This window comes from Silanimonas sp. (genome assembly GCF_044377035.1).
Lineage (GTDB): Bacteria > Pseudomonadota > Gammaproteobacteria > Xanthomonadales > Xanthomonadaceae > Silanimonas.
On sequence record NZ_JBILJW010000001.1, the window covers coordinates 58,651 to 81,325 of the forward strand.

20 protein-coding genes and 2 tRNA genes are annotated in these 22,675 nt (G+C 69.9%); 4 read left to right on the plus strand and 18 right to left on the minus strand.

What is annotated here, in order from left to right; genetic code table 11:
* Positions 1 to 8 precede the first annotated feature (8 nt).
* Genes ACIQ6S_RS00325 through ACIQ6S_RS00345 form a run of 5 tightly spaced genes read right to left on the minus strand, consistent with a single transcriptional unit; the run spans position 9 to position 5,772 of the window.
* Entirely contained in the window at positions 9 to 1,832 is a 1,824-nt protein-coding gene (locus tag ACIQ6S_RS00325; RefSeq protein WP_397606592.1) for an ABC transporter transmembrane domain-containing protein, read from the minus strand.
* Positions 1,833 to 1,864: 32 nt separating this feature from the next.
* Positions 1,865 to 2,419 (minus strand): IMPACT family protein, encoded by a 555-nt coding sequence (locus ACIQ6S_RS00330; RefSeq protein ID WP_397606739.1) that lies wholly within the window; start codon positions 2,417 to 2,419, stop codon positions 1,865 to 1,867.
* Between the two features lie 38 nt (positions 2,420 to 2,457).
* On the minus strand, positions 2,458 to 3,348 hold the full coding sequence (locus ACIQ6S_RS00335) for a hypothetical protein (protein WP_397606593.1): 891 nt from the start codon (positions 3,346 to 3,348) through the stop codon (positions 2,458 to 2,460).
* Positions 3,345 to 3,938, minus strand: a complete 594-nt coding sequence (locus ACIQ6S_RS00340) for an RNA polymerase sigma factor (RefSeq protein WP_397606594.1) — start codon at positions 3,936 to 3,938, stop codon at positions 3,345 to 3,347. The genes ACIQ6S_RS00335 and ACIQ6S_RS00340 overlap by 4 nt, the downstream gene beginning before the upstream one ends.
* Before the next feature lie 25 nt (positions 3,939 to 3,963).
* A complete protein-coding gene (locus ACIQ6S_RS00345; RefSeq protein ID WP_397606595.1) occupies positions 3,964 to 5,772 on the minus strand; it encodes a von Willebrand factor type A domain-containing protein in 1,809 nt (602 codons plus the stop codon).
* A gap of 88 nt (positions 5,773 to 5,860) precedes the next feature.
* On the opposite strand from ACIQ6S_RS00345, the gene ACIQ6S_RS00350 reads away from it, so the two are divergent.
* A complete protein-coding gene (locus tag ACIQ6S_RS00350; protein ID WP_397606596.1) occupies positions 5,861 to 6,337 on the plus strand; it encodes a hypothetical protein in 477 nt (158 codons plus the stop codon).
* A gap of 218 nt (positions 6,338 to 6,555) precedes the next feature.
* On the opposite strand, the gene ACIQ6S_RS00355 is transcribed toward ACIQ6S_RS00350, so the two are convergent.
* From ACIQ6S_RS00355 to xseA, 3 genes are read right to left on the minus strand one after another with little or no spacing between them, the layout of a single operon-like run.
* A complete protein-coding gene (locus ACIQ6S_RS00355; protein WP_397606597.1) occupies positions 6,556 to 7,089 on the minus strand; it encodes a hypothetical protein in 534 nt (177 codons plus the stop codon).
* A gap of 38 nt (positions 7,090 to 7,127) precedes the next feature.
* On the minus strand, positions 7,128 to 8,561 hold the full coding sequence (locus tag ACIQ6S_RS00360) for an aldehyde dehydrogenase family protein (RefSeq protein WP_397606598.1): 1,434 nt from the start codon (positions 8,559 to 8,561) through the stop codon (positions 7,128 to 7,130).
* 31 nt (positions 8,562 to 8,592) lie between these two features.
* Positions 8,593 to 9,951 (minus strand): exodeoxyribonuclease VII large subunit, encoded by a 1,359-nt coding sequence (xseA, locus tag ACIQ6S_RS00365; protein WP_397606599.1) that lies wholly within the window; start codon positions 9,949 to 9,951, stop codon positions 8,593 to 8,595.
* Between the two features lie 87 nt (positions 9,952 to 10,038).
* Here xseA and ACIQ6S_RS00370 point away from each other — a divergent pair, with 87 nt between their 5' ends.
* From ACIQ6S_RS00370 to ACIQ6S_RS00380, 3 genes are all read left to right on the plus strand, one after another.
* Entirely contained in the window at positions 10,039 to 11,670 is a 1,632-nt protein-coding gene (locus ACIQ6S_RS00370) for a hypothetical protein (protein WP_397606600.1), read from the plus strand.
* Between the two features lie 8 nt (positions 11,671 to 11,678).
* A complete protein-coding gene (gene ispG, locus ACIQ6S_RS00375) occupies positions 11,679 to 12,902 on the plus strand; it encodes a flavodoxin-dependent (E)-4-hydroxy-3-methylbut-2-enyl-diphosphate synthase (RefSeq protein ID WP_397606601.1) in 1,224 nt (407 codons plus the stop codon).
* Between the two features lie 72 nt (positions 12,903 to 12,974).
* Complete coding sequence (locus ACIQ6S_RS00380; protein WP_397606602.1) at positions 12,975 to 13,370, plus strand: energy transducer TonB; 396 nt, start codon at positions 12,975 to 12,977, stop codon at positions 13,368 to 13,370.
* 60 nt (positions 13,371 to 13,430) lie between these two features.
* On the opposite strand, the gene ACIQ6S_RS00385 is transcribed toward ACIQ6S_RS00380, so the two are convergent.
* The 10 genes from ACIQ6S_RS00385 to ACIQ6S_RS00430 form a co-directional block, all read right to left on the minus strand.
* Positions 13,431 to 15,470, minus strand: a complete 2,040-nt coding sequence (locus ACIQ6S_RS00385) for a M13 family metallopeptidase (protein WP_397606603.1) — start codon at positions 15,468 to 15,470, stop codon at positions 13,431 to 13,433.
* 176 nt (positions 15,471 to 15,646) lie between these two features.
* Positions 15,647 to 16,570 carry a DMT family transporter gene (locus ACIQ6S_RS00390; protein WP_397606740.1) on the minus strand — a complete coding sequence of 308 codons (924 nt, stop codon included), beginning with the start codon at positions 16,568 to 16,570 and terminating at the stop codon, positions 15,647 to 15,649.
* Between the two features lie 17 nt (positions 16,571 to 16,587).
* On the minus strand, positions 16,588 to 17,664 hold the full coding sequence (gene murB / locus ACIQ6S_RS00395; RefSeq protein WP_397606604.1) for a UDP-N-acetylmuramate dehydrogenase: 1,077 nt from the start codon (positions 17,662 to 17,664) through the stop codon (positions 16,588 to 16,590).
* Positions 17,661 to 18,710: a quinone-dependent dihydroorotate dehydrogenase gene (locus ACIQ6S_RS00400; RefSeq protein ID WP_397571989.1), complete on the minus strand. Its 1,050-nt coding sequence runs from the start codon at positions 18,708 to 18,710 to the stop codon at positions 17,661 to 17,663. The genes murB and ACIQ6S_RS00400 overlap by 4 nt, the downstream gene beginning before the upstream one ends.
* A 27-nt stretch (positions 18,711 to 18,737) precedes the next feature.
* Positions 18,738 to 19,034, minus strand: a complete 297-nt coding sequence (locus ACIQ6S_RS00405) for a DUF4190 domain-containing protein (protein WP_397606605.1) — start codon at positions 19,032 to 19,034, stop codon at positions 18,738 to 18,740.
* Positions 19,031 to 19,534 (minus strand): hypothetical protein, encoded by a 504-nt coding sequence (locus ACIQ6S_RS00410; protein WP_397606606.1) that lies wholly within the window; start codon positions 19,532 to 19,534, stop codon positions 19,031 to 19,033. Before ACIQ6S_RS00410 ends, ACIQ6S_RS00405 begins: the two co-directional genes overlap by 4 nt.
* A gap of 105 nt (positions 19,535 to 19,639) precedes the next feature.
* A complete protein-coding gene (locus tag ACIQ6S_RS00415; RefSeq protein ID WP_397606607.1) occupies positions 19,640 to 21,172 on the minus strand; it encodes an aldehyde dehydrogenase family protein in 1,533 nt (510 codons plus the stop codon).
* 20 nt (positions 21,173 to 21,192) lie between these two features.
* Positions 21,193 to 21,269, minus strand: a tRNA-Arg gene (locus tag ACIQ6S_RS00420).
* 126 nt (positions 21,270 to 21,395) lie between these two features.
* Positions 21,396 to 21,471: transfer RNA gene (locus tag ACIQ6S_RS00425), tRNA-Ala, on the minus strand.
* 84 nt (positions 21,472 to 21,555) lie between these two features.
* Complete coding sequence (locus ACIQ6S_RS00430) at positions 21,556 to 22,647, minus strand: ribonuclease D (RefSeq protein WP_397606608.1); 1,092 nt, start codon at positions 22,645 to 22,647, stop codon at positions 21,556 to 21,558.
* Positions 22,648 to 22,675: the final 28 nt, after the last annotated feature.

The following is a 22,675-nucleotide window of genomic DNA, read 5'->3' on the forward strand; positions in this document are numbered from 1 at the left end:
GGCCACCGTCAAGGAAGTGGGCCAAGCGTAGTCGAAGCCGGGGCGGCGGGCGACGGCCCATGCCCGAACTGGAGCCGCGCCAGCTCGGCGTACAGCCCGCCTTTGGCCTGGAGCTCCGCGTGCGTGCCGATGTCGACGATGCGGCCGCCGTCCATCACCACGATGCGATCGGCCTTGAGCACGGTGGCTAGCCGGTGGGCGATAACGAGGGTCGTGCGCCCGGCCATGAGGCGCTCCAGCGCCTGTTGGATCATGTGCTCGCTCTGTGCGTCCAGCGCCGAGGTGGCTTCGTCCAGCAGCAGCACCGGCGCGTCCTTGAGCAGGGCGCGGGCGATGGCCACGCGCTGCTGCTGGCCACCGGAGATCCGCGAGCCGCGCTCGCCCAGCTCGCTGGCATAGCCCTCGGGCAGCGCGCGGATGAACTCGTCGGCCTCGGCCAGTCGCGCCGCGTGCGCGATGTCGTCGTCGGTGGCTTCTAGGCGACCGTAGCGGATGTTCTCGGCGGCACTCGCCGCGAAGATCATCGGGTCCTGCGGCACGAGGGCGATCGTGCTCCGCAGCGCCTGCGGGTCGAGGGTGCGCAGGTCGATGCCGTCGAGGGTGATGCGGCCTTGCTGCGGGTCATGGAAGCGCAGCAGCAGCTGCAGCACGGTGCTCTTGCCGGCACCCGAGGGGCCGACGAGGGCGACGGTCTCGCCGGGCCGGACATCGAGGTCGAGACCGTCGAGCGCGGCGTCGTCGGGGCGCGTGGGGTAGTGGAAACGCACGCCTTCGAAGCGGATCGCACCGCGCACCGGTGCGGGCAGGGGCGTCGGCACGGCCGGCGTGGTGATCGCAGCCTCTTCGGCGAGCAGATCGGCGATCCGCTGCATGCCGCCGCCGGCGCGCTGCACTTCGGCCCAGACCTCGGTGAGCGCACCGACCGAGCCGGCGCCGATCAGCGCATAGAGCATGAACTGGCCGAGCGTGCCCGCGCTCATGCTGCCAGCGATGACGGCCTGCGCGCCGCTCCAGAGCACCAGCACGATGGCGCCGAAGAACAGGACGATCGCCGTGGCCGTCAGCAGCGCTTGCAACCGAACGCGCTTGGCGGCGGCATCGAGCGTGGCGCGTAACGCATCGCCGAAACGCTGCCGCTCGTAGGCTTCGCGGGCGTAGCTCTGCACCGTGTGCATCGCGCCGAGGGTTTCGCCGGCACGGGTGTTGGCCTCGGCGACGCGGTTCTGCGAGGTTTCGCTGGCCTTGCGCACGCGCCGGCCGCCGAGCGCGATCGGCAGCACCGCGAGCGGGATGCCGACCACCGCGAGTCCCGCCAGCTTCGGGCTGGTAACCACGAGCATCGCGAGGCTGCCCAGCACCGTCACGACGCTGCGCAGTGCCACCGACATGCTGGAGCCCACGACGCTGCGCAGAAGCTCCGTGTCGGCGGAGAGGCGCGACACCAGCTCGGCGGAGCGCGAGCGGTCGTAGAAGGCCTGGTCGAGCGAGAGGAAGTGCCCGTAGAGCTTGGCGCGCAGGTCGACCACGACGCGCTCGCCGAGGATCGACACGAAGTAGAAGCGCAAGGCAGTCGCGAGCGCGAGCAGCACCGCCACGCCGAACATCAGCAGGAACCAGCGGTCGATGTCGCCGCCGGCGCTGAAGCCCTGGTCGATCATGTGCTTCACGGCGACGGGGAGCGACAGCGTTGCGGCCGATGACAGGGCGAGCGCGCCCAGCCACGCCGCGAGCAGGCGTCGGTGGGGCGACAGGAAGGGCAGCAGGCCGCGCAGCGAATTGACGCTCTGGCGCGGGCTGGGCTTGGGCGTGGGGGCCGGTGCGGGATCGCTCATGCCGCCATTGTCGCATTGCCCCGGGCGCGGGCTCAGCGTTCGCGGAAGACCTTCGACAGCCCACGGGTGGCGTCCCGCAGGCGCTCCTCGAAGGCCTCGACGGCGTCGGTCGGCAGGTCACAGGCGATCCGCAGGCCTTCGGCGTCGAACTGCTCGTCGCGCTTCACCGCCCCGAAAGCCGCCAGCGCCGCGTGGAGGACCTGGACGTGGCCGAATCCGACCTGCACGACCAGCGATTCCCAGTGGACGATGGCCTTCCGCGGCGCGGTGCGCAGGGCCTCGGCTGCGGCACCGCCGTAGGCGCGCACCAACCCGCCGGCGCCGAGCTTTATGCCGCCGAACCAGCGGGTGACCACGACGGCGACGCCATCGAGCCCTTGCCCGTCGATGGCAGCGAGGATGGGCTTGCCGGCGGTGCCGGACGGTTCGCCGTCATCGCTGAAGCGGTAGGCGGCGCCGATGCGATAGGCCCAGCAGTTGTGGGTGGCCTCGACCACCGACACGCGCTCGATGAAGGCGAGGGCGGCCTGCGGGGAATCGACTGGCTCGGCGCGAGCGAGGTGCCGGCTCTTCTTCACTTCGAGCATCGCTTCAGCCGGCCCGGCTAGGGTTTCGCGAGGCGCGCTCACTCGTCGTCGCGGGAGAGGCCGTCGATGCCGGCCGCCTGGCCGAAGTCGATCAGGTCCTGGGGCAGCGGTTTGCGCGGATGGCGTTCGATGAAGCCCTCGAGGCTCTGTCGCGCGCCCTCGGTGTCGCCGCGGTCGATGCGCGCGCGGATGCGCTGGATCCACGTCTGCGGACCCGCACTGCTGTCTTCCGCCACCACGGTGGCGGCCTCGACGCCGCCCACGCGCGAGCCGAACACGGTGATGCTTTCGAGGGCGGCGGGCTCCGAAGCGTCGGCGGACCAGGCGCCGGCGGGCGCGGGCTCGGGCGCCATGCGCATCGACGTTTGTTCGCGGGCGCGTTCGGCTTCGGCCGGCGGTGCAGGCGGTGCCGGAGGCGAAGCGGCAGGCGCGCTGGCAACGGCCGCCTGCGGAGCGGGCGCTTCCATCGGAGGCGGTGGCGGGGGAGGCGGCGGTGGCGGTGCGATCGTGCGCGCGGGAGTCGCCGCCACGCCGATCTCCACGCTGATGTGCTCCTCCGGTGCGGGTGGCAGCGGCGCGGCGGGCTGTACGTCGGGCTCGGCATTCGCCGCGCTCGGTGCCATGTCCTCGCGCAGTTCGGTGCCGACGAGGTCGAAGGACTCGGTGCCGAAACCGCCCATGCGCCACACGAGGCCGGCGGCGAAGACGCAACTCGCGGCCACGCCCAGGCCCCAGGCGATGCGCGGAGCGCGGCGTGGACGCGGCTGGGCCTCGTCCTTCTGCAAGGGCGTGGTGACGACGGCATCGCGGGCCATCGCGAGGATGCGCGCATCGAGGGCCGACGGCGGTTCGCCAGCCGGCAGGGCGCGCAGCACGCGGGCGAGCTCGCGCTCGTCGGCGTCCAGCGGGTCGTGGCGGTCGGTGCTCATCGGTTCGATCCTGTCGCGGCTTGCGCCTCGGGGCCATCGCGCTGGCCGCCGAGGCGGGCTCTCAGTTTGTCCATCGCATAGCGCAGCCGCGACTTCACCGTTTCGCGGCCGGCGCCGGTGATCTCGCCGATCGCCTCCAGCGAGAGTTCCTGTTCAAGCCGCAGCACCACGACCTCGCGCTGGTCGGGCGGCAGTGATTCGAGCGCACGTTGCAGGCGGCGGCGCTCTTCGAAGACGGAGAGCGTGTGCTCGGGCGTTTCCGGATCTGCCTCGCGCTCCAAGCGCGCCATGTCGTCCTCGCTGGCCATCGGGCGGTGCGTCGCCGCGCGCCAGTGGTCCGTCAGCCGGTTCGTCGCGATCTGGTAAAGCCAGGTGCTGAACTTCGCCTCCGGCCGGTAGCGGTCGCGCGCGGTGACGACCTTCTGCCACACGTCCTGGAAGAGCTCCTCCGCCGTGGCCTGCACGCGCACCTGGCGGAGGATGAAACGGAACAGCGGGCCGCGGTGGCGCGCGTACAGCGGCTCGAAGGCCTCGGCCTCGCCGGCCGCATAGGCCAGCATCAAGGCTTCGTCGCTGCGCTCGGCATCCATGCGCGGGAGGGTAGGCGAATTCGCGTCATTCGGACACCGCCAGCGCGGGCCGTTCGGCCTCGGGCAGCGTCTCGCCGTCGAGAGCGGCGACCTGGCGAACCATCCGCCGCAGTTCGTCGCGACTCGCCGCATCGCGGGCGTCGGGTGCTGCACCGAAGGCCCCGTCGACCCATCGCACCACCTCGTTCCAGCCGGCGCCGCCCAAGGCTTCGCCGCCGCGTAGGCGCTCGCCGTAGGCCGTCACCGCGGCGGCCCACTGCAGTGCGGGCGATGCAGTGGTGGCGATGTCGGCGCGGCGGACCGGGCGCTCCAGCAGTTGGCTCGCGCCACCTTCCGGGGCCTTGTAGCGCAGCCGCACGGTGGCCAACTCGCCCTCGGCACCGGTGCCAGGCGTGCGCGCTCCGGCGGCGTACTTCAGCGGCGCGTTCCATTCGCCGCCACTGCCCACGAGCGCGATCTCGTACAGGGCGGTGACGTCGTGGCCCGCGCCGATCTCGCCGGCATCAACGGCGTCGTTGGCGAAGTCCTCGCGCTTCAGCTGGCGGTTCTCGTAGCCGACGAGGCGGTACTCGGCCACCTGCGCCGGATTGAACTCGACCTGGATCTTCACGTCCTTGGCGACGGTCAGCAGGGTGCCGGCCATCTCGTCGCGCAGCACTTTGCGCGCCTCACGCGGGCTGTCGATGTAGGCATGGTTGCCATCGCCGATGTTCGCGAGCTGCTCGGCCATCGCGTCGTTGTAGTTGCCTTGGCCGAAGCCGAGCGTCGACAGCGCGATGCCGTGCTTGCGCTGTTCGGCGACGAAAGCCTCGAGCGTGGTCTGGTCCGTGGTTCCGACGTTGAAGTCACCGTCGGTGGCCAGCACGATGCGGTTCACGCCGCCGTCGATCTTCGCCTCGCGGGCGATGCGGTAAGCGAGTTCGATGCCGGCGCCGCCATTGGTGGAACCGCCGGCTTCGAGGCGATCCAGAGCTTCGAGGATGGTGCCGCGCTCGGCACCCGACGTGGGCGGCAGCACGAGGCCGGCGCTACCCGCGTAGACGACGAGCGCCATGCGGTCCTGTGGGCGCATTTGCAGCACCAGTTCGCGCAGGGCCTGCTTCACCAGCGGCAGCTTGTCGGCGTCCTGCATCGAACCGCTGGTGTCGACGAGGAAAACCAGGTTGCTTGGCGGCAGCTCCGTGGCCGGCACCTCGTAGGCCTTCAGCGCGACGCGCATCAGCAGGCGGCGGGCGTTCCACGGCGCCGGGGCCACCTCGGTGTGCACCGCGAACGGCTGGCTTCGCGAAATGGGGGCGGTATCGCCGTAGTCGAAATAGTTCAGAAGTTCCTCCACGCGCACCGCGTCGGCGGGCGGGCGCTGGCCCCAGCCGATCATCCGGCGCAGGTTGCTGTAGCTGCCGGTGTCGACGTCGATGCTGAAGGTGGACACTGGCTGCTCGGCGACGCGCTGCACCGGGTTCGGCGGAACATCGGCATAACGCTCGGCGTTGGGCTCGGCGAGCGCGGCGAAGTTCGCGGCCGGCGCGGCCACGGACGGCGCGGCGTAGCCCAGCGGCGCCGAACGCGCAGGCGGTGCGGGCGGCGGGGCGGGCGCGTAGGCGACGTCGGCGATGGCGTTCGCTTCGGCGCCGCGGATCCGCGTGCCGGTCACGACCACCGATTCGAGCCGCCGGGATTCCTGTTCGCGGCTGCGCTCTTGCAGGACGGCCGGTTCCTCGGGCGGTGGAGGTGCGCTGCCGGCGACGTCGCTCGAGGATTGGCAGCCCGGAAGGGCCAGCAGCACGGCGGTGGCGAGCAGGGTGGGGGCGATGCGGGTGGGACGGGTGGACATGGCGGTGCTCCGGGGTGGGTGACGACTTCAACGCCCGAAGCCAAGGAACGGGGTTGAAGCCGCCCGCGCTCCGGCGCAGGCTTCCCGCATGCGCTTCCTTCTCGCTCTCTTGCCGCTCTGGCTGGCCCTCCTCGCCGCGTCCGGGCTTCAGGCCCGGTCGTCGGAATGCGGCTTCATCAAGGACCCCGATCACCGCGCGGCCTGCCGTGCGGAGGCGGGCGGAAGCAGCAGCGAATGCGGCTTCATCCGCGATGCCGACCAGCGGGCCTACTGCCGGGCCAAGCAGGAGGGCAGCGAAGCGCAGTGCGGCTTCATCGGCGATGCCGACCTCCGTTCGCGCTGTCGGGCCGAGACGGGCGGCGGTGGGAGCCAGTGCGGCTTCATCCGCGATGCCGATCAGCGCGCATTCTGTCGCGCCACCACGGATGGTGAATCGAGCCAGTGCGGCTTCATCCGCGACGATGATCTGCGGGCCCACTGCCGCGCCCGAACGGGCGGTGGCGAAGCGCAGTGCGGGTTCATCCGCGATCCGGATCGCCGGGCAGCTTGCCGGGCTGGAGGTTGAGGAAAACGGCCATTGCGTGATGCGGCGGTCTTCGGTGCGCCCCAGCGGTCTCGATGAGGCTGCTCGATAGCGGACAGACTGCCTAGGCCAGCAGGATCGCGGTGGCGAGAAGGGTGGGGGTGATGCGTGAACGACGGGTCGGCATGGAGGGGCTCCGCTCATTGGCAGGCCCTTCTTGTGTCGGATGGAGCAGCGTTTCGGTTTGCGCCCCGGTTGCGCTAGCCATCAAGAGGTGCACGCCTCTCCTGGACGTATCCATCCAGCAGCTTGGCGATCTTCCTCGCCAAGCGGAGATTCTCTGCCGAGTAGGGAAGTCGGATGCCGGGCTGAGGATGGAATTCCTCCGGAAGGTCATCCGGAACCGTTGGCATCCAGTGAGCCCTTGACGCAGCATCCGGAAACGCCTTCAGGACAGTGTTCCAGTCCTTAGCCTCGAGGGCGTCGTCTCTGACCACCCAATACGCCTCAACGGCCGTTCCGCGAAAGTGCGCGGTCAGCGGTCCAAGAAGCGGGAACAATGCGAAAGCGAGCAGTCCGACAACGAGAGCCCCTCCGCCCGTGATCGCGAGCCAAATGCCGGCGAAAACCATTATCGGCAACAGAGCGCCGACACCCCCCGGAGTGATCCAGAAGCCAGCTTCCACATCCTCTCGCGATGGCGGGAAAGAATGAGCAACGAAGATGGTCAGCGCGATCAGGGTTATCCCGGCACACAGAAGCGAGAACAGAAGTCGCTTGATGAGGCGGGGCATCGCTTGTTTTCCGAAATCGGGGCTGAGGTGATGATCGCCTAGTTGCGTGTAGTGACCAACAGCCGCGTCTCGCTGAAATCATCCATGGCCCACCGCGGCCCTTCGCGGCCGAGCCCACTGTCTTTCACCCCGCCGTAGGGCATGCGGTCGACGCGCACCGTGGGCACGTCGCCAATCACCACGCCGCCGACGTCGAGCGCGTCCCACGCGCGCATCGCGTGGTCCATGCGCGTGGTGAACACGCCGCACTGCAGGCCGAAGCGGCTGTCGTTGGCGCGTTCGAGGGCGTGGTCGAAATCCTCCGCGGCTTCGAGCAGCAGCACCGGCCCGAAGGCTTCCTCGCGATAGAGCGGATGGTCGCGGGGAACGTTCTCCAGCAGCGTCGGCCCGAGCAGGGAAGGGCACTCATCACGCCGTGCTCCGCGGACGAGGGCCGTCGCTCCCGCGGCGATTGCGCTGGCGATCGATGATTCGAGACGATCCGCGGCCGCGGCACTGATCATCGGTCCGACGACGGTGCGCGGGTCGCGCGGATCGCCCTGGGGCAGGGCACGCACGACGTCCGCCAGTTTGTCGCGCAAGGCCGGCAACACCCCGCGATGGACGATCAGGCGCTGCACGCTGATGCAGCTCTGTCCGGCTTGGCCATACGCGCCAGAAACAATCCGCGACACCACGTGGTCGAGGTCGGCGCCGGGATCGGCGTCGACGATGCAGGCCGCGTTGCCTCCCAGTTCCAGCACCACGCGCTTCTTGCCGGCGCGGGCTTTCAGGTCCCAGCCGACCAGCCCGCCGGTGAAGCTCAGCACCGCGATGCGCGCGTCCTCGACGAACGGCGCGGCGTGCGTGTTCGCGCAGGGCAGGATCGAGAACGCGCCTTCGGGCAGATCGCACTCGGCCAGCCACTCGCCGAGCTTCAGGGCGGTGAGCGGCGTGGCCGGGGCGGGCTTGAGAAGAACGGGGCAGCCCGCGGCGAGGGCCGGCGCCAGCTTGTGCAGCACCAGATTGAGCGGGAAGTTGAAGGGCGTGATCAGGCTCGCCACGCCGGCCGGAACGCGCCGGGTGAAGCCACGCCAGCCGCGGGTGGCGGCGTCGCGGTCGAGGTCGAGGGCCTCGCCATCGAGGCGGCCGGCCTCCGCGGCGGCTTCGCGCAACGTGGCCTGCGCCCGGGCGACCTCGGCGCGTGCGGCAGCGATGGGCTTGCCGCCTTCCGCCGTGATGGTTTGGGCGAGCGATTCTGCGCGTTCGCGCACGCGGGCCAGCAGGTGCTCCAACACATCGCGGCGAAGCCATGCGGGCAGGGCGGCCATCGCCGGCCGCGCGGCGTGGGCCGCGGTGATCGCCTGCTCGATCTCGTCGGGGCCGGCCTGCGCGACCTCGGCGATCGTCTCGCCGCTCCACGCATCGCGCATCGGCAGCGAGCTGCCCGTGTGCACCGCCCGGTTCGCCAGCCAGAGGGGGGCAGCCGTCATGCGCACGTCCCGTGGGGGCCACCCGCAGGGTTCACGGCGTGTCTCCATCGTTCGATTCCACCCGCAGGCGCAATCCACCCTCGGCGAGCCGCGCGCGCAGCGTGTCGCCGGCCGCGACTTCATCGGCGCGGCGCACGGCATGACCGTCCTCGCGCTGCAGGATGGCGTAGCCGCGGCCCAGGGTGGCGAGTGGGCTCACGGCGTGCAGGCCGCGGCCGAGTTCGCGAAGCAGGCCCAGCCGCGCCTGCAAACCTCGCCGCAGCGAGGTGTCCTGCCGCGCGCCGAGCAGGGCGAGCCGTTGTCGGAGTCGCTGGAGGCGAAGCGCAGGGGCCTGCTGCTCCAGCCGCTTCGACATCGTCGCCAGCCCGCTGCGTTGTGTCGCGAGCCGACCGGCGAGGGCCGCCGCCAAGCGCAGTCGCAGCGATTCCGCGCGATCCCGCCCGCGCTCGAAGCGGCGCTGCGGGCGCTCGGCCTGCAGCCGGAGCCCGGCGTGGTCGGCGCGCTGGCGGGCCCGATCCAGCGACTCCTGAAGCCGACGTTGCAGGCGCAGGTGCAGATGATAGACACGCGCCTGCATCTCGGCGCGGTCCGGCACCAGAAGCTCGGCCGCCGCAGAGGGTGTGGGGGCGCGCAGATCGGCGACGAAATCCGCCAGCGTGAAATCAACTTCGTGCCCCACGGCCGATACCACCGGTACCGGCGAATCGGCGATGGCGCGCACCAGCGCCTCGTCGTTGAAGCACCAAAGGTCCTCGAGGGAGCCGCCGCCGCGTGCCAGAAGAAGCACGTCATGGCGCCGCGCGGCATAGGCAGCGCGCAGGGTCTGGATGATGGCCGGCGCGGCATTGGCGCCTTGCACGGGCACCGGCAGCAGCTCGACCTCGAGCATCGGCCAGCGCCGCGACAGCACGCTCTGGATATCGCGGATCACCGCGCCGCTCGGCGACGTGAGCACGCCCAACCGGCGCACGAAACGCGGCAGCGGGCGCTTGCGGCTCTCGGCGAACAGGCCTTCGGCATCGAGCTTCGACTTCAGGGCGTCGAAAGCCCGGCGCAATGCGCCTTCGCCGGCCTCTTCCATGTGCTCCAGCACCAGCTGGTAGTCGCCACGGGGCTCGTACAGCGTGAGCTTGGCGCGGACCAGCACCTGCATGCCGTCGCGCGGCAGGAATCGCAGGTACTGCGCCTTCATCTTGAACATCGCGCAGCGCACCTGCGCGCGCTCGTCCTTCAGGGTGAAGTACAGGTGCCCGGAGGCCGGTCGCGCGACACCGGAGAGCTCGCCCTCGACCCAGATGGACGGGAAGCTGCCTTCCAGCAGGTCGCGGGCCAGGGTGTTGAGCTGGTGCGGCCGCAGCGTGGGGCGGCCTGCCGGGCCAGTGGCGCTCACGATGCGGCCCCGCCGGCCTTGCTCCGTGCCATGCGGCGGCCGTGGGCGCGACGGTACACTGGGGGCCTTGGACGGAGGCGATGGCGCATGGGCGAAGTGTATCGACGTTTGGGCGAAACCCTGCCGCCGGGCTTGCGCGCGGAGCTGCCGTTCGGCCCCGACGCGAAGCGCGCCGCCGGCTGGATCGACACCTTGCCGCGCGCCGATGTGGCCGCCACGCGACGCGCCCTTCTCCGTGCGCTGGAGGCGCTGTCGTCGACGCACGCGCTGAAGGGCGCCACGCGCCGCGAGATCGCCGAAGTGCTGCGCCCAGCGATCCTCGACAACGCGCTCTCGACGCAGCGCCTGTTCGCCGGCAAGCCGCTGCCGTTGGCCGGTGACCTCGCGGGTCTTCCGGTCGAACTCGAGCAACTGCATCTTCGCCTTGCCCATGCCTACCGGATGGCCGCGGCCGACCAGTGCGGGCCGTCGGGCAGCCTGCCGTGGCTGCGCGGCGGGCAGGTCGCCGAGGCCGTGCAGCGCGCCGCTTACCACTACGGCGAGGCCTTGCTCGTGGCTTGGCGCGTCTATGCCGATCTTCCCGTCGACGCCTGGCGCGGCCTGCATCGCACCTATCGCTTCGCCGTGGAGCGCGAACTCGAGCGCCGTCCCTCGTCCGATCCGCTGGTGTCCGGGCTGCCGAGCGTCCAGCAGCGCTACGTCGAGCTGCTGCTGATGCACGTGGTGAATCCGCGGGCCTTTTCGCAGCCCGAGCAGGAGCGCGTGTGGGCGATGTGCGAAGCCTTCGCCGCCCGCACGCCGTTGCGCGACACCCCGTCGGCCACCGCGGTCGGCGTGGCCGACGATGCCGATGAAGGCCCCGGCGGCAAGGCGCCGCCGCGCCAGTACCTCGACCTCGTGGGCTTCGCCGCGGCCGTCGAAGCCGCCCTCGCGGCCAGCGACGGCGAGAGCGCGACCGTGATGCCCGAGCACGGCGTGCCGGTGAAGATGAGCGCTGATGGCCTGCGCAAGCTGCGCCGCGCGTTCTCGCACGCGGCCGCGCGGCAGTTCACCCGGCTCGACGCCGGCCACACCGTAGAGACGGTGTTCGGCCTGTCGGGCCTGCACTACCAGGCCAGCGGCGAGCGTGATTTCGACGCCTTCGCGAGGCAGGTGCTCGGCGACGCGTTGACGGAGACCGCGCGGGCCTCGTGGTCGGCGGGCGGCGCGGAGGTCTCCGCGCGTTCGGCGCGTATCCCTGCCCTGGTCGTCGACCAGAGCCTCGGTGGCTACCGGATGCGTTGGGCCCAGGACAACCAGCTGCGCCTGCGCGTCGGCGAGGTCGTCGGCATCCATGTCGGCGACCAGGAAGACCCGTCCGACTGGATGCTCGGCATCCTCCGCTGGTTGCGCTACGAGGCCGATGGGCAAGTGATGGCTGGCGTCGAGCTGCTCTCTCGCGCGGCCACGGCTGTCGCGTTGATGGGCACCGGTGCCGCGAGCCGCGCGCCGCTTCGTGCGCTGGAATTGCGTCCTCCCTATGGCGGCGGCGACTGGCTGTATCTCGCCGGCCAGCGCCTGCCGCAGGGTGAGCCGCTGCGCATCGGGCGGGAGCAGGAGCCCGTGGACCAGCTGCTCGACCGCCGCCCCGAAGGCCGCCTGAGCGACCTTCGCCTCGTCCAGACCCTGGGCGACTATTTCCTTTACCGCTACGCGCCGGCGACCGCCGGGCATTCCTGAGTGATCCGATGAGTTCCGCTGTTCCCTCGCCGCGTCGCCGTTCCATTCCCGTCCGTGTCGGCAAGGTCGTCGTCGGTGGCGACGCCCCCGTCGTCGTGCAGTCGATGACCAACACCGACACCGCCGACATCAAGGGCACCACGCAGCAGATCGCCGAGCTCTGGCGCGCGGGTTCCGAGAAGGTGCGCATCACCGTCAACAACGAGGAGTCGGCCGCCGCCGTGCCGCACATCCGCGACCGGCTGGCGATGATGGGCATCGACGTGCCGATCATCGGTGACTTCCACTACAACGGGCACACCCTGCTCGAAGCGCATCCCGCTTGCGCCGAGGCGCTGGCGAAGTACCGCATCAACCCCGGCAACGTCGGCTTCGGCAAGAAGAAGGACACGCAGTTCGCCTCGATCATCGAGAAGGCGCTGCAGTACGACAAACCCGTGCGCATTGGCGCGAACTGGGGCTCGCTCGACCAGAACCTCGCCGCCGTGCTGATGGACGAAAACGCGAAGCGCGCCGCCCCCTGGGACGCCGCCCGCGTGCTGCGCGAGGCCCTCGTGCGCTCGGCGCTGGATTCGGCCGAGAAGGCCGTCGAACTCGGCCTGCCGAAGGACCGCATCATCCTTTCCGCGAAGGTGAGCGGCGTGCAGGAGCTGATCGCCGTCTACCGCGACCTCGCGGCGCGCTGCGAGTACCCGCTGCACCTCGGCCTCACCGAGGCCGGCATGGGCAGTAAGGGCATCGTCGCCAGCACGGCGGCCTTGTCGGTGCTGCTGCAGGAAGGCATCGGCGACACCATCCGCATCTCGCTGACGCCGGAGCCCGGCCAGTCGCGCACGAATGAAGTGATCGTCGCGCAGCAGCTGCTGCAGACCATGGGCCTGCGCGCGTTTACGCCGATGGTCACCGCCTGCCCGGGCTGCGGCCGCACCACCAGCACCTTCTTCCAGGAGCTGGCGAAGACGGTCGAAGAACACGTGCGCGAGAACATGCCGGTGTGGAAGCTGAAGCACCCCGGCGTCGAGAACCTCACGCTCGCGGTGATGGGCTGCGTGGTGAACGGCCCCGGTGAATCGCGCCACGCGAACATCGGCATCTCCTTGCCCGGCACCGGTGAAGCGCCGAGCGCGCCGGTGTTCATCGACGGCGAGAAGGCGATGACGCTGAAGGGCGAGAACATCGCCCGCGAGTTCGTCGGGATCATCGACGACTACGTGGCTAAGAATTACGCTTGAGATCCCCCCCATCATCGCGAGCGTTCAAGGATGCGTAGCCCGAACACCCCCCGAGTCGTCGCCTTGCTGTCATTGATCGCCCTGCTCGCGGGATGTGCGTCCTCCGGGGCGCCCTACGCAGGCGGAAGCCTCCGCGAGGACGAGTTCAACGCGAGGATGGCGTCGCAGGGAACGGAGTACTACTGCGCCAGCGGCGATTGCGACACGGCGCCGCGTCTCATCCGCGGACGTGTCCCGGAGTTTCCGGCCGTCGCTGTCCTCGAGCGGCGGGGAGGCTTCGCGTCCGTTGCCTTCGTGATCGCGAAGGATGGCTCGACCCGGGATATCGAGGTGCTGCGGGCGTCCGAACCCGTGTTCGGCGAGGTGTCCAAGCGCGCGGTGAAGCTATGGCGCTTCGAGCCCGCCACGAAGGACGGTGAGCCGGTCGACTTGCGCGTCATCCAGCAGTTTCCCTTCACCATTCGCTAGCCCGCTGAAAACGGAACGGCCACCTCGCGGTGGCCGTTCTCGTTCACGCGCCGCGGCGGATCACCAGATCCGCACGCGCTCTTCCGGCTTCACGTACAGCGCGTCGTCCGGCTGCACGTTGAAGGCCTTGTACCACTCGTCGAGGTTGCGCAGCGGGCCGTTGATGCGGAACTGCGGCGGCGAGTGCGGGCCCACCTTCACCTGGTTGATCATCGCCTCATCGCGGTACTTCGACTTCCAGATCTGCGCCCAGGCGAGGAAGAAGCGCTGGTCGCCGGTGAGGCCGCCGAGTACCGGCGCGGGCTGGCCGTTGAGGCTCATCTGGTAGGCCGTGTAGGCCATCGACAGGCCGCCGAGGTCGCCGATGTTCTCGCCGAGTGCGAGCTGGCCGTTCACGCAGTGGCCTTCGAGCGGGCAGAACTGGTTGTACTGCGCCACCAGTGCCTTGGTGCGCTCCTCGAAGCGCGCGCGGTCCTCGTCGGTCCACCAGTTGCGCTGGATGCCCTGCCAGTCCGACTTCGAGCCCTGGTCGTCGAAGCCGTGGCCCATCTCGTGGCCGATCACGCCGCCGATGGCGCCGTAGTTCACGGCCGGATCGGCGTTCACGTCGAAGAAGGGCGGCTGCAGGATCGCCGCCGGGAACACGATCTCGTTGAAGGTCGCGTTGTAGTAGGCGTTGACGGTGTGCGGCGTCATGAACCACTCGTCGCGGTCCGGCACGGTGCCGAGGCGGCGGTTCTGGTCGTTGGTATAGAACTGGCGCAGGGCCAGCACGTTCGCCATGAAGTCGTTCGGCACGATGGTGACCGACGCGTAGTCGCGCCACTTCGTCGGGTAGCCGATCTTCGGACGGAAGCTCTCGAGCTTCTTGTAGGCCTCTTCCTTGGTGGCGGCGCCCATCCAGTCGAGGTTGTCGATGTTCTGGCGCAGTGCCTTGCGCAGGTTCTCGACCAGCGCGTCCATGGCCGCCTTGGCTTCCGGCTGGAAGTGGCGGGCCACGTACACCTTGCCCACGGCGTCGCCGAGGCCCTGGCCGCCGCCGACCAGCGCCACGCCGCGCTTCCACGGTTCGCGCTGGGCGCGCTGGCCGGAAAGCACGGTGCCATTGAAGGCGAATGCGGCCTGGTCGATTTCAGTCGAGAGCAGGGGCGCGTGGTTGTCGACGGCGTGGAAGGTGAGGTAATCGCGCCACACGTTGAGCGGCGTCTTGCCGACGATCTCGAGGATCGGGCCGACGGCGCTCGGCGTGGTCACGTTGACTTCGGCCGGCGTGGGCAGGCCCTGCGCGGCGAAGTGCGCGGCCCAGTCGTAGGACGGGAACTGCGCCTTCAGGTCGTCGAACGACGTGAGGTTGTAGGTCTTGTCGCGATCACGCAGCTGCGCGCGGTCCCAATGGTTCTTCGCGATCTCGGTCTCGAGCGCGAGGATCGCCTCGGCGCGCGGCTTGGTGTCGGTGAGGCCGGCGAAGCCCAGCATCTTCTCGATGTGGGCCAGGTAGGCCGCGCGGATCTGCACGAAGCGCGGCTCGGGGTTCAGGTAGAAATCCTTGTCCGGCAGGCCGAGCCCGCCCACGCCGACGCCGACGAGGTAGCGGTTCGGGTCCTTGCGGTCGAGGCCGACGCCGCCGCCCACCGGGGCGTTGCTGCCGTCCATGCCGGCGCGGCCGAAGGCGGCCGTCAGCGCGGCAACCGAATCGATCTTCGCGATGCCGTCGAGGATCGGCTGGATCGGCGTGATGCCGGCGGCGTCGCGCGCCGCCGTGTCCATGTAGCTGGCGTAGAGGTCGCGGACCTTCTGCTCGTCGCTGCCCGGGGCAAGGTCGGAGCGAGCTTGCAGCTCCTCGATGATCGCCTTGACCTGCAGCTCGGCCTGGTCGCTCAGGGTGTTGAACGAGCCGTAGCGGGTCTCGTAGTCCTTGAGCGTGTAGTTGTCGAACCAGGTGCCGTTGGCGTGGCGGTTGAAGTCGTCGCCGGGCTGCACGGTGTTGTCGCGATTGCCGAGCTCGATACCGAACGTGCCGAGCTTGGGCGCCTCGGCGGCGAAGGCCGACGGCGCGGCGAAGGCGAGCGCGAGGCTCAGCGAGAGAAGCGTCTTCTTCATGGATTCCCCGGGTCTGTTACTGGATAACGCGGTGTGTCGGCGCCAGCGCGGCGGCCAGTCCCGGAGCCTAACCGGGCAGGCGGTACCGGCATGTGCCGAAGGTCGGGGGCAAGGCGATGTCGATCACGCGGCAACGACACTCCGCCGGCGCGCGGGTCTCGGTCCGGAAGGCCGGTTCAGCGCTTCTGCGTCTCGGGGCTGATCTCGGCGTCAGTGACGGCCCGCGAGGCGACCTGCGCCTCGCGGTGGGCGATGTAGGCGTTCGCCACGAAGATGATGGCGGCGCCGGCGGCCGTCCAAGCCGTCACCGTCTCGTCGAACAGCCACCAAGCGAGCAACGCGACGATCGGCACCTGCATGAAGCTGATCGGCGTCAGCATCGAGGCGTCGCCGCGCTTCAGCGCGCGAGTCCAGAACATGTGGCCCGCGGTGCCGAAGAACCCGGCGGCCACGATCCAGGCCCAGGTCCAGCCGGTCGGCCAGGTCCAGACGAACAGGGCCGGCACCAGCGACAACGGCACCCACAGCATCGTCGTCCACAGCACGATGGCGTCGGGCTTCTCGGTGCGCGACAGCACCTTGATGCTGATGGCGACGATGGCGCTGAGCACGGCGGCCGTCAGGGCGACGAGGGTGTTGCCGTCGAAGGTGTCCGCGCCGGGCCGCATGATCACCAGCACGCCGATGAAACCGAGGCCTACGGCCGTCCAGCGGCGCAAACGCACCATCTCGCCGAGGAACAGAACCGCGAGGATGGTGACGAACAGTGGCGTCGAGTAGCTGATGGTCACCGCCTTCGCCAGCGGCAGGTGCACGATGGCGTAGAAGCCGCACAGCATCGAGACGATGCCGATCAGGCAGCGGCCCACGTAGAGGCTCAGCTTGTCGGTCTTCAGGATGCCCATGCCGTGGTGCATCAGCAGCGGCAGGGCGAAGACGAAGCCGAAGAAGTTGCGGAAGAAGGCGATTTCGAACGCGTGCAGCTGCGACGATGCAAGCCGGATCATCACCGCCATGCAGGCGAACATGGCCGCGCTGCACACCATGTACCCAACCGCCTTCAGCAGTTCGCTGCGCGCGCGCTGGCCGGACGACGTGATCGTGTCCGGCAGGCCGCTCATGCGAGGGCCTGGTCCGGAGCGATGGGCTGGAAGCGCCCGCCAAGGATCCGCGGCTCGGGCTCCAGCGCCACGCCGAAGCGCGCCTGCACCGAGCCGGCGATGCGGCCCGCGAGCCTCAGGAGATCCGCGCCAGTCGCGTGGCCGTGGTTCACCAGCACGAGGGCGTGCTGCGGCGCCACGCCGGCATCGCCGTCGCGGAAGCCTTTCCAGCCGGCGGCGTCGATCAACCAGCCCGCGGAGAGCTTGCGCGTCGCCGGAGAATCGCCGGGGAAGACCGGCAGGGCGGGGTGTGCCGCCTTCAGCGTGTCCGCCACCGCCGCATCGATGATCGGGTTCTTGAAGAACGAGCCCGCGTTGCCGAGCACGGCCGGGTTGGGCAGCTTGCGCGAGCGCAGGCGGCTGATGGCTTCGGCCACCTGGCGGTGCGTGGGCGCGCCTTCGATGCCCATGGCGGCGAGTTCTTCGTCGACGCCGGCGTAGCCGGTGCGCACGGCGCGCGCCTTCGGCAGGCGGAAGCGCACTTCGGTGATCACGTTCTGTTCCGGCGCGCGCTTGAACACGCTGTCGCGGTAGCCGAAGCGGCAGTCCTCGCGCTCGAACTCGCGCAGGCGCAGGGTCTCGCGATCAAAAGCCTGCACCGAATCGATGAACTCGCCCACCTCGGTGCCGTAGGCGCCGATGTTCTGGATCGGCGAGGCGCCGACCGTGCCCGGGATCAGCGCGAGGTTCTCGAGGCCGCAGAGGCCGCGGCCGAGCGTCCAGTGCACGAAGTCGTTCCAGTTCACGCCGGCATCGGCGGCCACCAGCGCCGAGTCCGCGGCGTCCTCGATGACGGCGATCCGCGCGCGCGTCAGTGAGAGCGTCAGGCCCGGCACGTCACCGGCCAGCAGCACGTTGCTGCCTTCGCCCAGCACCAGCAGCGGCGCGAACTGCAGCCAAGGCTCCGACATCAGCGCGGGAAGGGCGAACGGGTCGTGCACGTCGGCCAGCATCTCGGCCTTGGCGTCCACGCGGAACGTGTTGCGGCCGGCCAGCGAGACGTTCTCGCTGATCCGGTATCCAGCCTCGCTCATCCGCGCACGCCGTCGCGGCGATGCCGCAGCGCCTGCACGCACTCGCCGATGAGGGCCGGGCCGCGGTAGATCAGGCCGGTATAGAACTGCACGAGCTGCGCGCCGGCGGTCATCTTTCCCGCCGCGTCGGCCCCGGAGAGGATGCCGCCCACGCCCACCAGCGGGATATGCGCCGGCAGGCGCGAGCGCATGCGGCGCAGCACGGCGGTCGACTTGCCGTACAGCGGCTTGCCGGAGAGCCCACCCTGTTCCTTCGCCAAGGGGTGGCCATCGATGGCGAGGCGGTCGACTGTGGTGTTGCTGACGATCACGCCGTCGACGTTCAGTTCGCCGAGCACGCGCGCAGAGGCGTCGATGTCGTCCTCGGTCAGGTCGGGCGCGATCTTGACGAGGACCGGCACCCGGCGGCCGTGGCGCGTGGCCAGCCGTTCACGGGCATCGAAGATCTCGCTCACCAGCGCGCGCAGCGCCTTCTCTTCCTGCAGTTCGCGCAGGCCCGCTGTGTTCGGCGAGGAGATGTTCACCGTCACGTAGTCGGCCAGCGCGTACACGCGGCCGAGGCAGTGCAGGTAATCGGCCGCCGCCTGCTCGTTGGGCGTGTCCTTGTTTTTGCCGATGTTGATGCCGAGGATCGTGTCACCGCCCACGCGCCGGAGCTTCGAGGCCTCGACATTGCGAACGAGCGCATCGACGCCTTCGTTGTTGAAGCCCAGCCGGTTGATGACAGCCTCGTGCTCCGGCAAGCGGAACATGCGCGGCTTCGGGTTGCCGGCCTGCGGCCGCGGCGTGGTCGTGCCGATCTCCACGAAGCCGAAGCCGAGGGCGGCCAGCGCATCGATGCAGGCGCCGTTCTTGTCGAGGCCGGCGGCCAGGCCCACCGGGTTGGGGAAGGCCAGCCCCATCACCGTCGTCGGCAAGGGCTTCGGTCGCGAGGCCAGCAGCGGGTTCAGGCCGGCGCGCCAGGCGGTGTCCAGCGCCTTCAGCGCGAGTTCGTGGGCGTGTTCCGCATCGAGGCGGAACAGCAGCGGACGGGCGAGTCCATACATCGTCGGAGCGTCTTCCTTGCGGCGTGGTCAGGCCGATATGCCGGCGGCGAGAGCGGCCAGAGCCGCCAGACCGCCGAAGAACAGCACGATGGCGAGGACGGTGAACACGCTGAGGAGGATCATCGCCCAGCCCAGCACGAGGCCGGCGACGGCGAGGCCATCGCCTTCGAGGCCTGCCGGATCGCGGCGGATCTCGGCGCGGGCCATGTGGCCGGTGATGATCGCGATGATCGAGCCAAGCCAAGGGGCAAAGGTCCACCCGAGGAGTCCGGCGACGAGGCTGACGATCGCCATCGACGACGTGCGGCGAACAGGATGGGTCATGGCTGGCTCACCGTGGCGTCGGGAATGCGGTCACCGAGTCGGGCGATGAACGCGCCCATCTGGTAGGGCTCGGCCTGCAGCATCACGACCGGACCGGCGCCGTTGTAGGTGAGCGTGACGCGGTACAAGCGGAATGCCTGCGGGCCGAACATCCAGGCGCTGCAGGGCTCGCCGCGGGCGATCGGGCAGGTCGGGGCCTGCAGCTCGAAGCGCGAGCGGCGGAAGCCGGCCCCGGGCAGGCTTTCCGGGACCGGTGCCTCGACGATCACCACGGGCGCGGCGAGCGTGATGTCCTCGACGCGAACGCGCACCGGCTGTTCGCCGCCTTTGAACAGGAACGTGAAGCGATCGGTGAGCGACGGCGCGCCACTGGTGTCGATGTCGAAACCGGCCGCTTCGAAGGTGGCTTCATCCGTGGTGGCGCGGGCGGGCACGCCGCCCTCCATGGGCAGGCTGAAACGCGTGCCGTCGCCGGCGACGAACTCCTGTTCCTGAGCCACCGCCCCTGAAGCCCACAAGGCGGCCCAAACGGCCACCGCCCCCATCACCCTGCGCATTGACACATCCCTCTTGGCCCCCGGAAAGCCCAGTGTAGGGGCAAAAAACTAGAGTTCGAACTTGATGCCCTGGGCCAGCGGCAGCGAATCCGAGTAGTTGATCGTGTTGGTCTGACGACGCATGTAGGCACGCCAAGAGTCCGAACCCGACTCGCGGCCACCGCCGGTCTCCTTCTCGCCGCCGAACGCGCCGCCGATCTCTGCGCCCGAGGTGCCGATGTTCACGTTGGCGATGCCGCAATCCGAGCCGGCTGCCGACAGGAACGCTTCGGCCGCCTTCAGGTTCTGCGTGAAGATCGCTGAGGACAGGCCCTGCGGCACGGCGTTCTGCATCGCGATGGCTTCGTCCAGCGTCTTGAACGGCATGGCGTACAGGATCGGGGCGAAAGTTTCGGTCTGAACGGCTTCGGCCGAGTTGGCCACGCCGGTGATCAGGGTCGGCAGCACGTAGTTGCCCGGGCGTTCGATGGCCGCGCCGCCGCTGCGGACCACACCGCCCGCGGCCTTGGCCTTTTCGATGGCCGACAGGAAGGCCGCGACAGCGCCCTTGTCGTTCAGCGGGCCCATCAGCGTGCCTTCGGCGTTCGGGTCGCCGATCTTGCCCTCGACCTGCTTGTAGGCGGTGGCGACCTTGGCGATGACGTCTTCGAAGATCGATTCGTGGATGAAAAGACGGCGCGTGCTGGTGCAGCGCTGGCCGGCGGTGCCGACGGCGCCGAAGACGATGGCCGGGATGGCCAGCTTCAGGTCGGCCGTGGCGTCCACGATGATGGCGTTGTTGCCGCCCAGCTCCAGCAGCGACTTGCCCATGCGGCGGGCGACGCGCTCGCCGACCTGGCGGCCGATCTTGGTGCTGCCGGTGAAGCTCACCAGCGCCACGTCGTGATCGTCGACGAAATTGCTGGCCAGCTCAGTGCCGGCGTCGTTGAACAGGAAGAACAGGTCCGGGAAGCCGCCGGCGCGCAGGGCGTCGTTGCAGATCTTCATCGAGGCCACGGCGCAGAACGGGGTCTTCGGCGAGGGCTTCCAGATGGTGATGTTGCCGCAGATGGCGGCGATGAAGCTGTTCCAGGCCCACACGGCGACCGGGAAGTTGAAGGCCGAGATCACGCCGACGATGCCGAGCGGGTGCCACTGCTCGTACATGCGGTGGCCGGGGCGCTCTGAGTGCATGGTCAGGCCGTAGAGCTGGCGGGCGAGGCCGACGGCGAAATCGCCGATGTCGATCATCTCCTGCACTTCGCCGTCGCCTTCGGCCTTGATCTTGCCCATCTCGAGCGAGACCAGCGCGCCCAGCGCCGACTTGTGCTGGCGCAGGGCTTCGGCGCAGAGGCGGATGGCTTCGCCGCGCTTCGGCGCCGGCGTGGTGCGCCAGATCGCGGCGGCGGCCTTGGCGCGCGCCTTGATCGTGGCGTAGTCGGCTTCCGACGACGCGTAGACCTTGCCCAGCACTTCGCCGGTGGCCGGGTTCACCGGCTCGAGCACGCCGGCATCACGCGTGGCGGACCACTCGCCGTGGCCGAGGTAGGTGCCGGATTCGTGGTCGGTGAGGCCGAGGGCGGCGAGGACGGGGTGCGTCATGGGGATTCCTTGGATGGCGATGGCGTCCCCGACACGATTCGAACGTGCGACCTCGCCCTTAGGAGGGGCGCGCTCTATCCAGCTGAGCTACGGGGACGGGTAGGGATGGAGTCGGAGGGCCGGTGGTGCGCCGTTCCGGGGCGCGAAGTCTACCAAGCGGCGGCCCCGGCACCGGAGGGCGGAAACGAAAAAAGCCGGGCAATGCCCGGCCTTTTCGATGCGTTGGTGGAGAGGATGGGGATCGAACCCACGACCTCGTCGATGCGAACGACGCGCTCTCCCAGCTGAGCTACCCCCCCGCGCAGGGGCGGAAGTATAGGCTGCCGCCGGCAGGCTTGCCAAGCCGAGCCGCGCCATCGACGGGCGTCAAGGCGGCTCGGGCGTCAGCCGAGGCGCTCCAGCGCTCGGTGCATCGGGGTTTCGAGGACCTCGCGCCGCCAGCCGTGCAGGGCGGCAGGCCACTGCCCGTCGACCAGGAAACTCTCGAGGTGCCGCCGTGCGCAGACGAGCCCCTCGGGCAGGTCGAGCGCGGCTGCCCTCTCGGCCACCACCGCCTGAAGGGCCTTCAGGCGGGCCCGATCCGCGCGCTCGTTGTCCGTGGCCAAGGGCATCGTCGCCTCGTCATCGTCCATCGGCGCGGCGAGCAGTTCGGCGATCTGGTCCTGCAGCCGCTTGGCCGAACGCGCGCTCTCGAGCACCGCGGCCAGCGCCTGCGGCGTGGACGGCGGGCGTCGGGCGAGCGTCAGGGCGACCTCGTTGTCGAGCAGCCAGCGCTTGGGCAGGTCCTTCTCCCGGGCCATCCGGTCGCGCCAGCGGAGCAGGCGCCGCAGGCGGGCCTGCGACAGCCGGTCGAACTGCGCGGCCGGGCGCATGCCCAGATGAGGCTGCGGGTCGTCGCGGTCTTCGCGGGCGTTCTCAAGCATGCGGGCCATGTCGGCCAGCGCCCGCTCCCGATGGCCGCGGTGCTGCAGCTTCTCGTCGAGTGCGGCGACCGCGGCATGCAGGTGCCGGACATCGTCGGCGGCGTACTCGAGCTGCTGCGCGCTCAAGGGGCGGCGCAGCCAGTCGGAGCGGGTCTCGGCCTTCGGCAGTTCGACGCCTAGCAGGGTCTTCACCAGCGACTGGTACCCGACACCCGGTCCGAGGCCGGCGAAAGCCGCCGCGATCTGGGTGTCATAAAGCGTCTTCGGCAGCACGCCAAGCGCATGGCGGAAGGCGACGAGGTCTTCGCTGGCGCTGTGCATCAGCGCATCGGTGGCGCCGACGAAGGCCGCCATCGGGGCACGCATGCCCGGATCCAGCGGATCGACGAGGGCGACGCGGCCGTCGGTATCGGCCGCCTGCACCAGCGCCAGTTGCGGGAAGTAGGTGCGCTCCCGCATGAATTCGGTATCGAGGGCGAGCGGTGCGCCCGCCGAAAGGGCCGCCAGCGCCGCCTGGGCGGCGTCGGGGCGGTCGACCGCAGTGACACTCATGCCTGTCCTTGCAGGGGAGGGGGGCTTA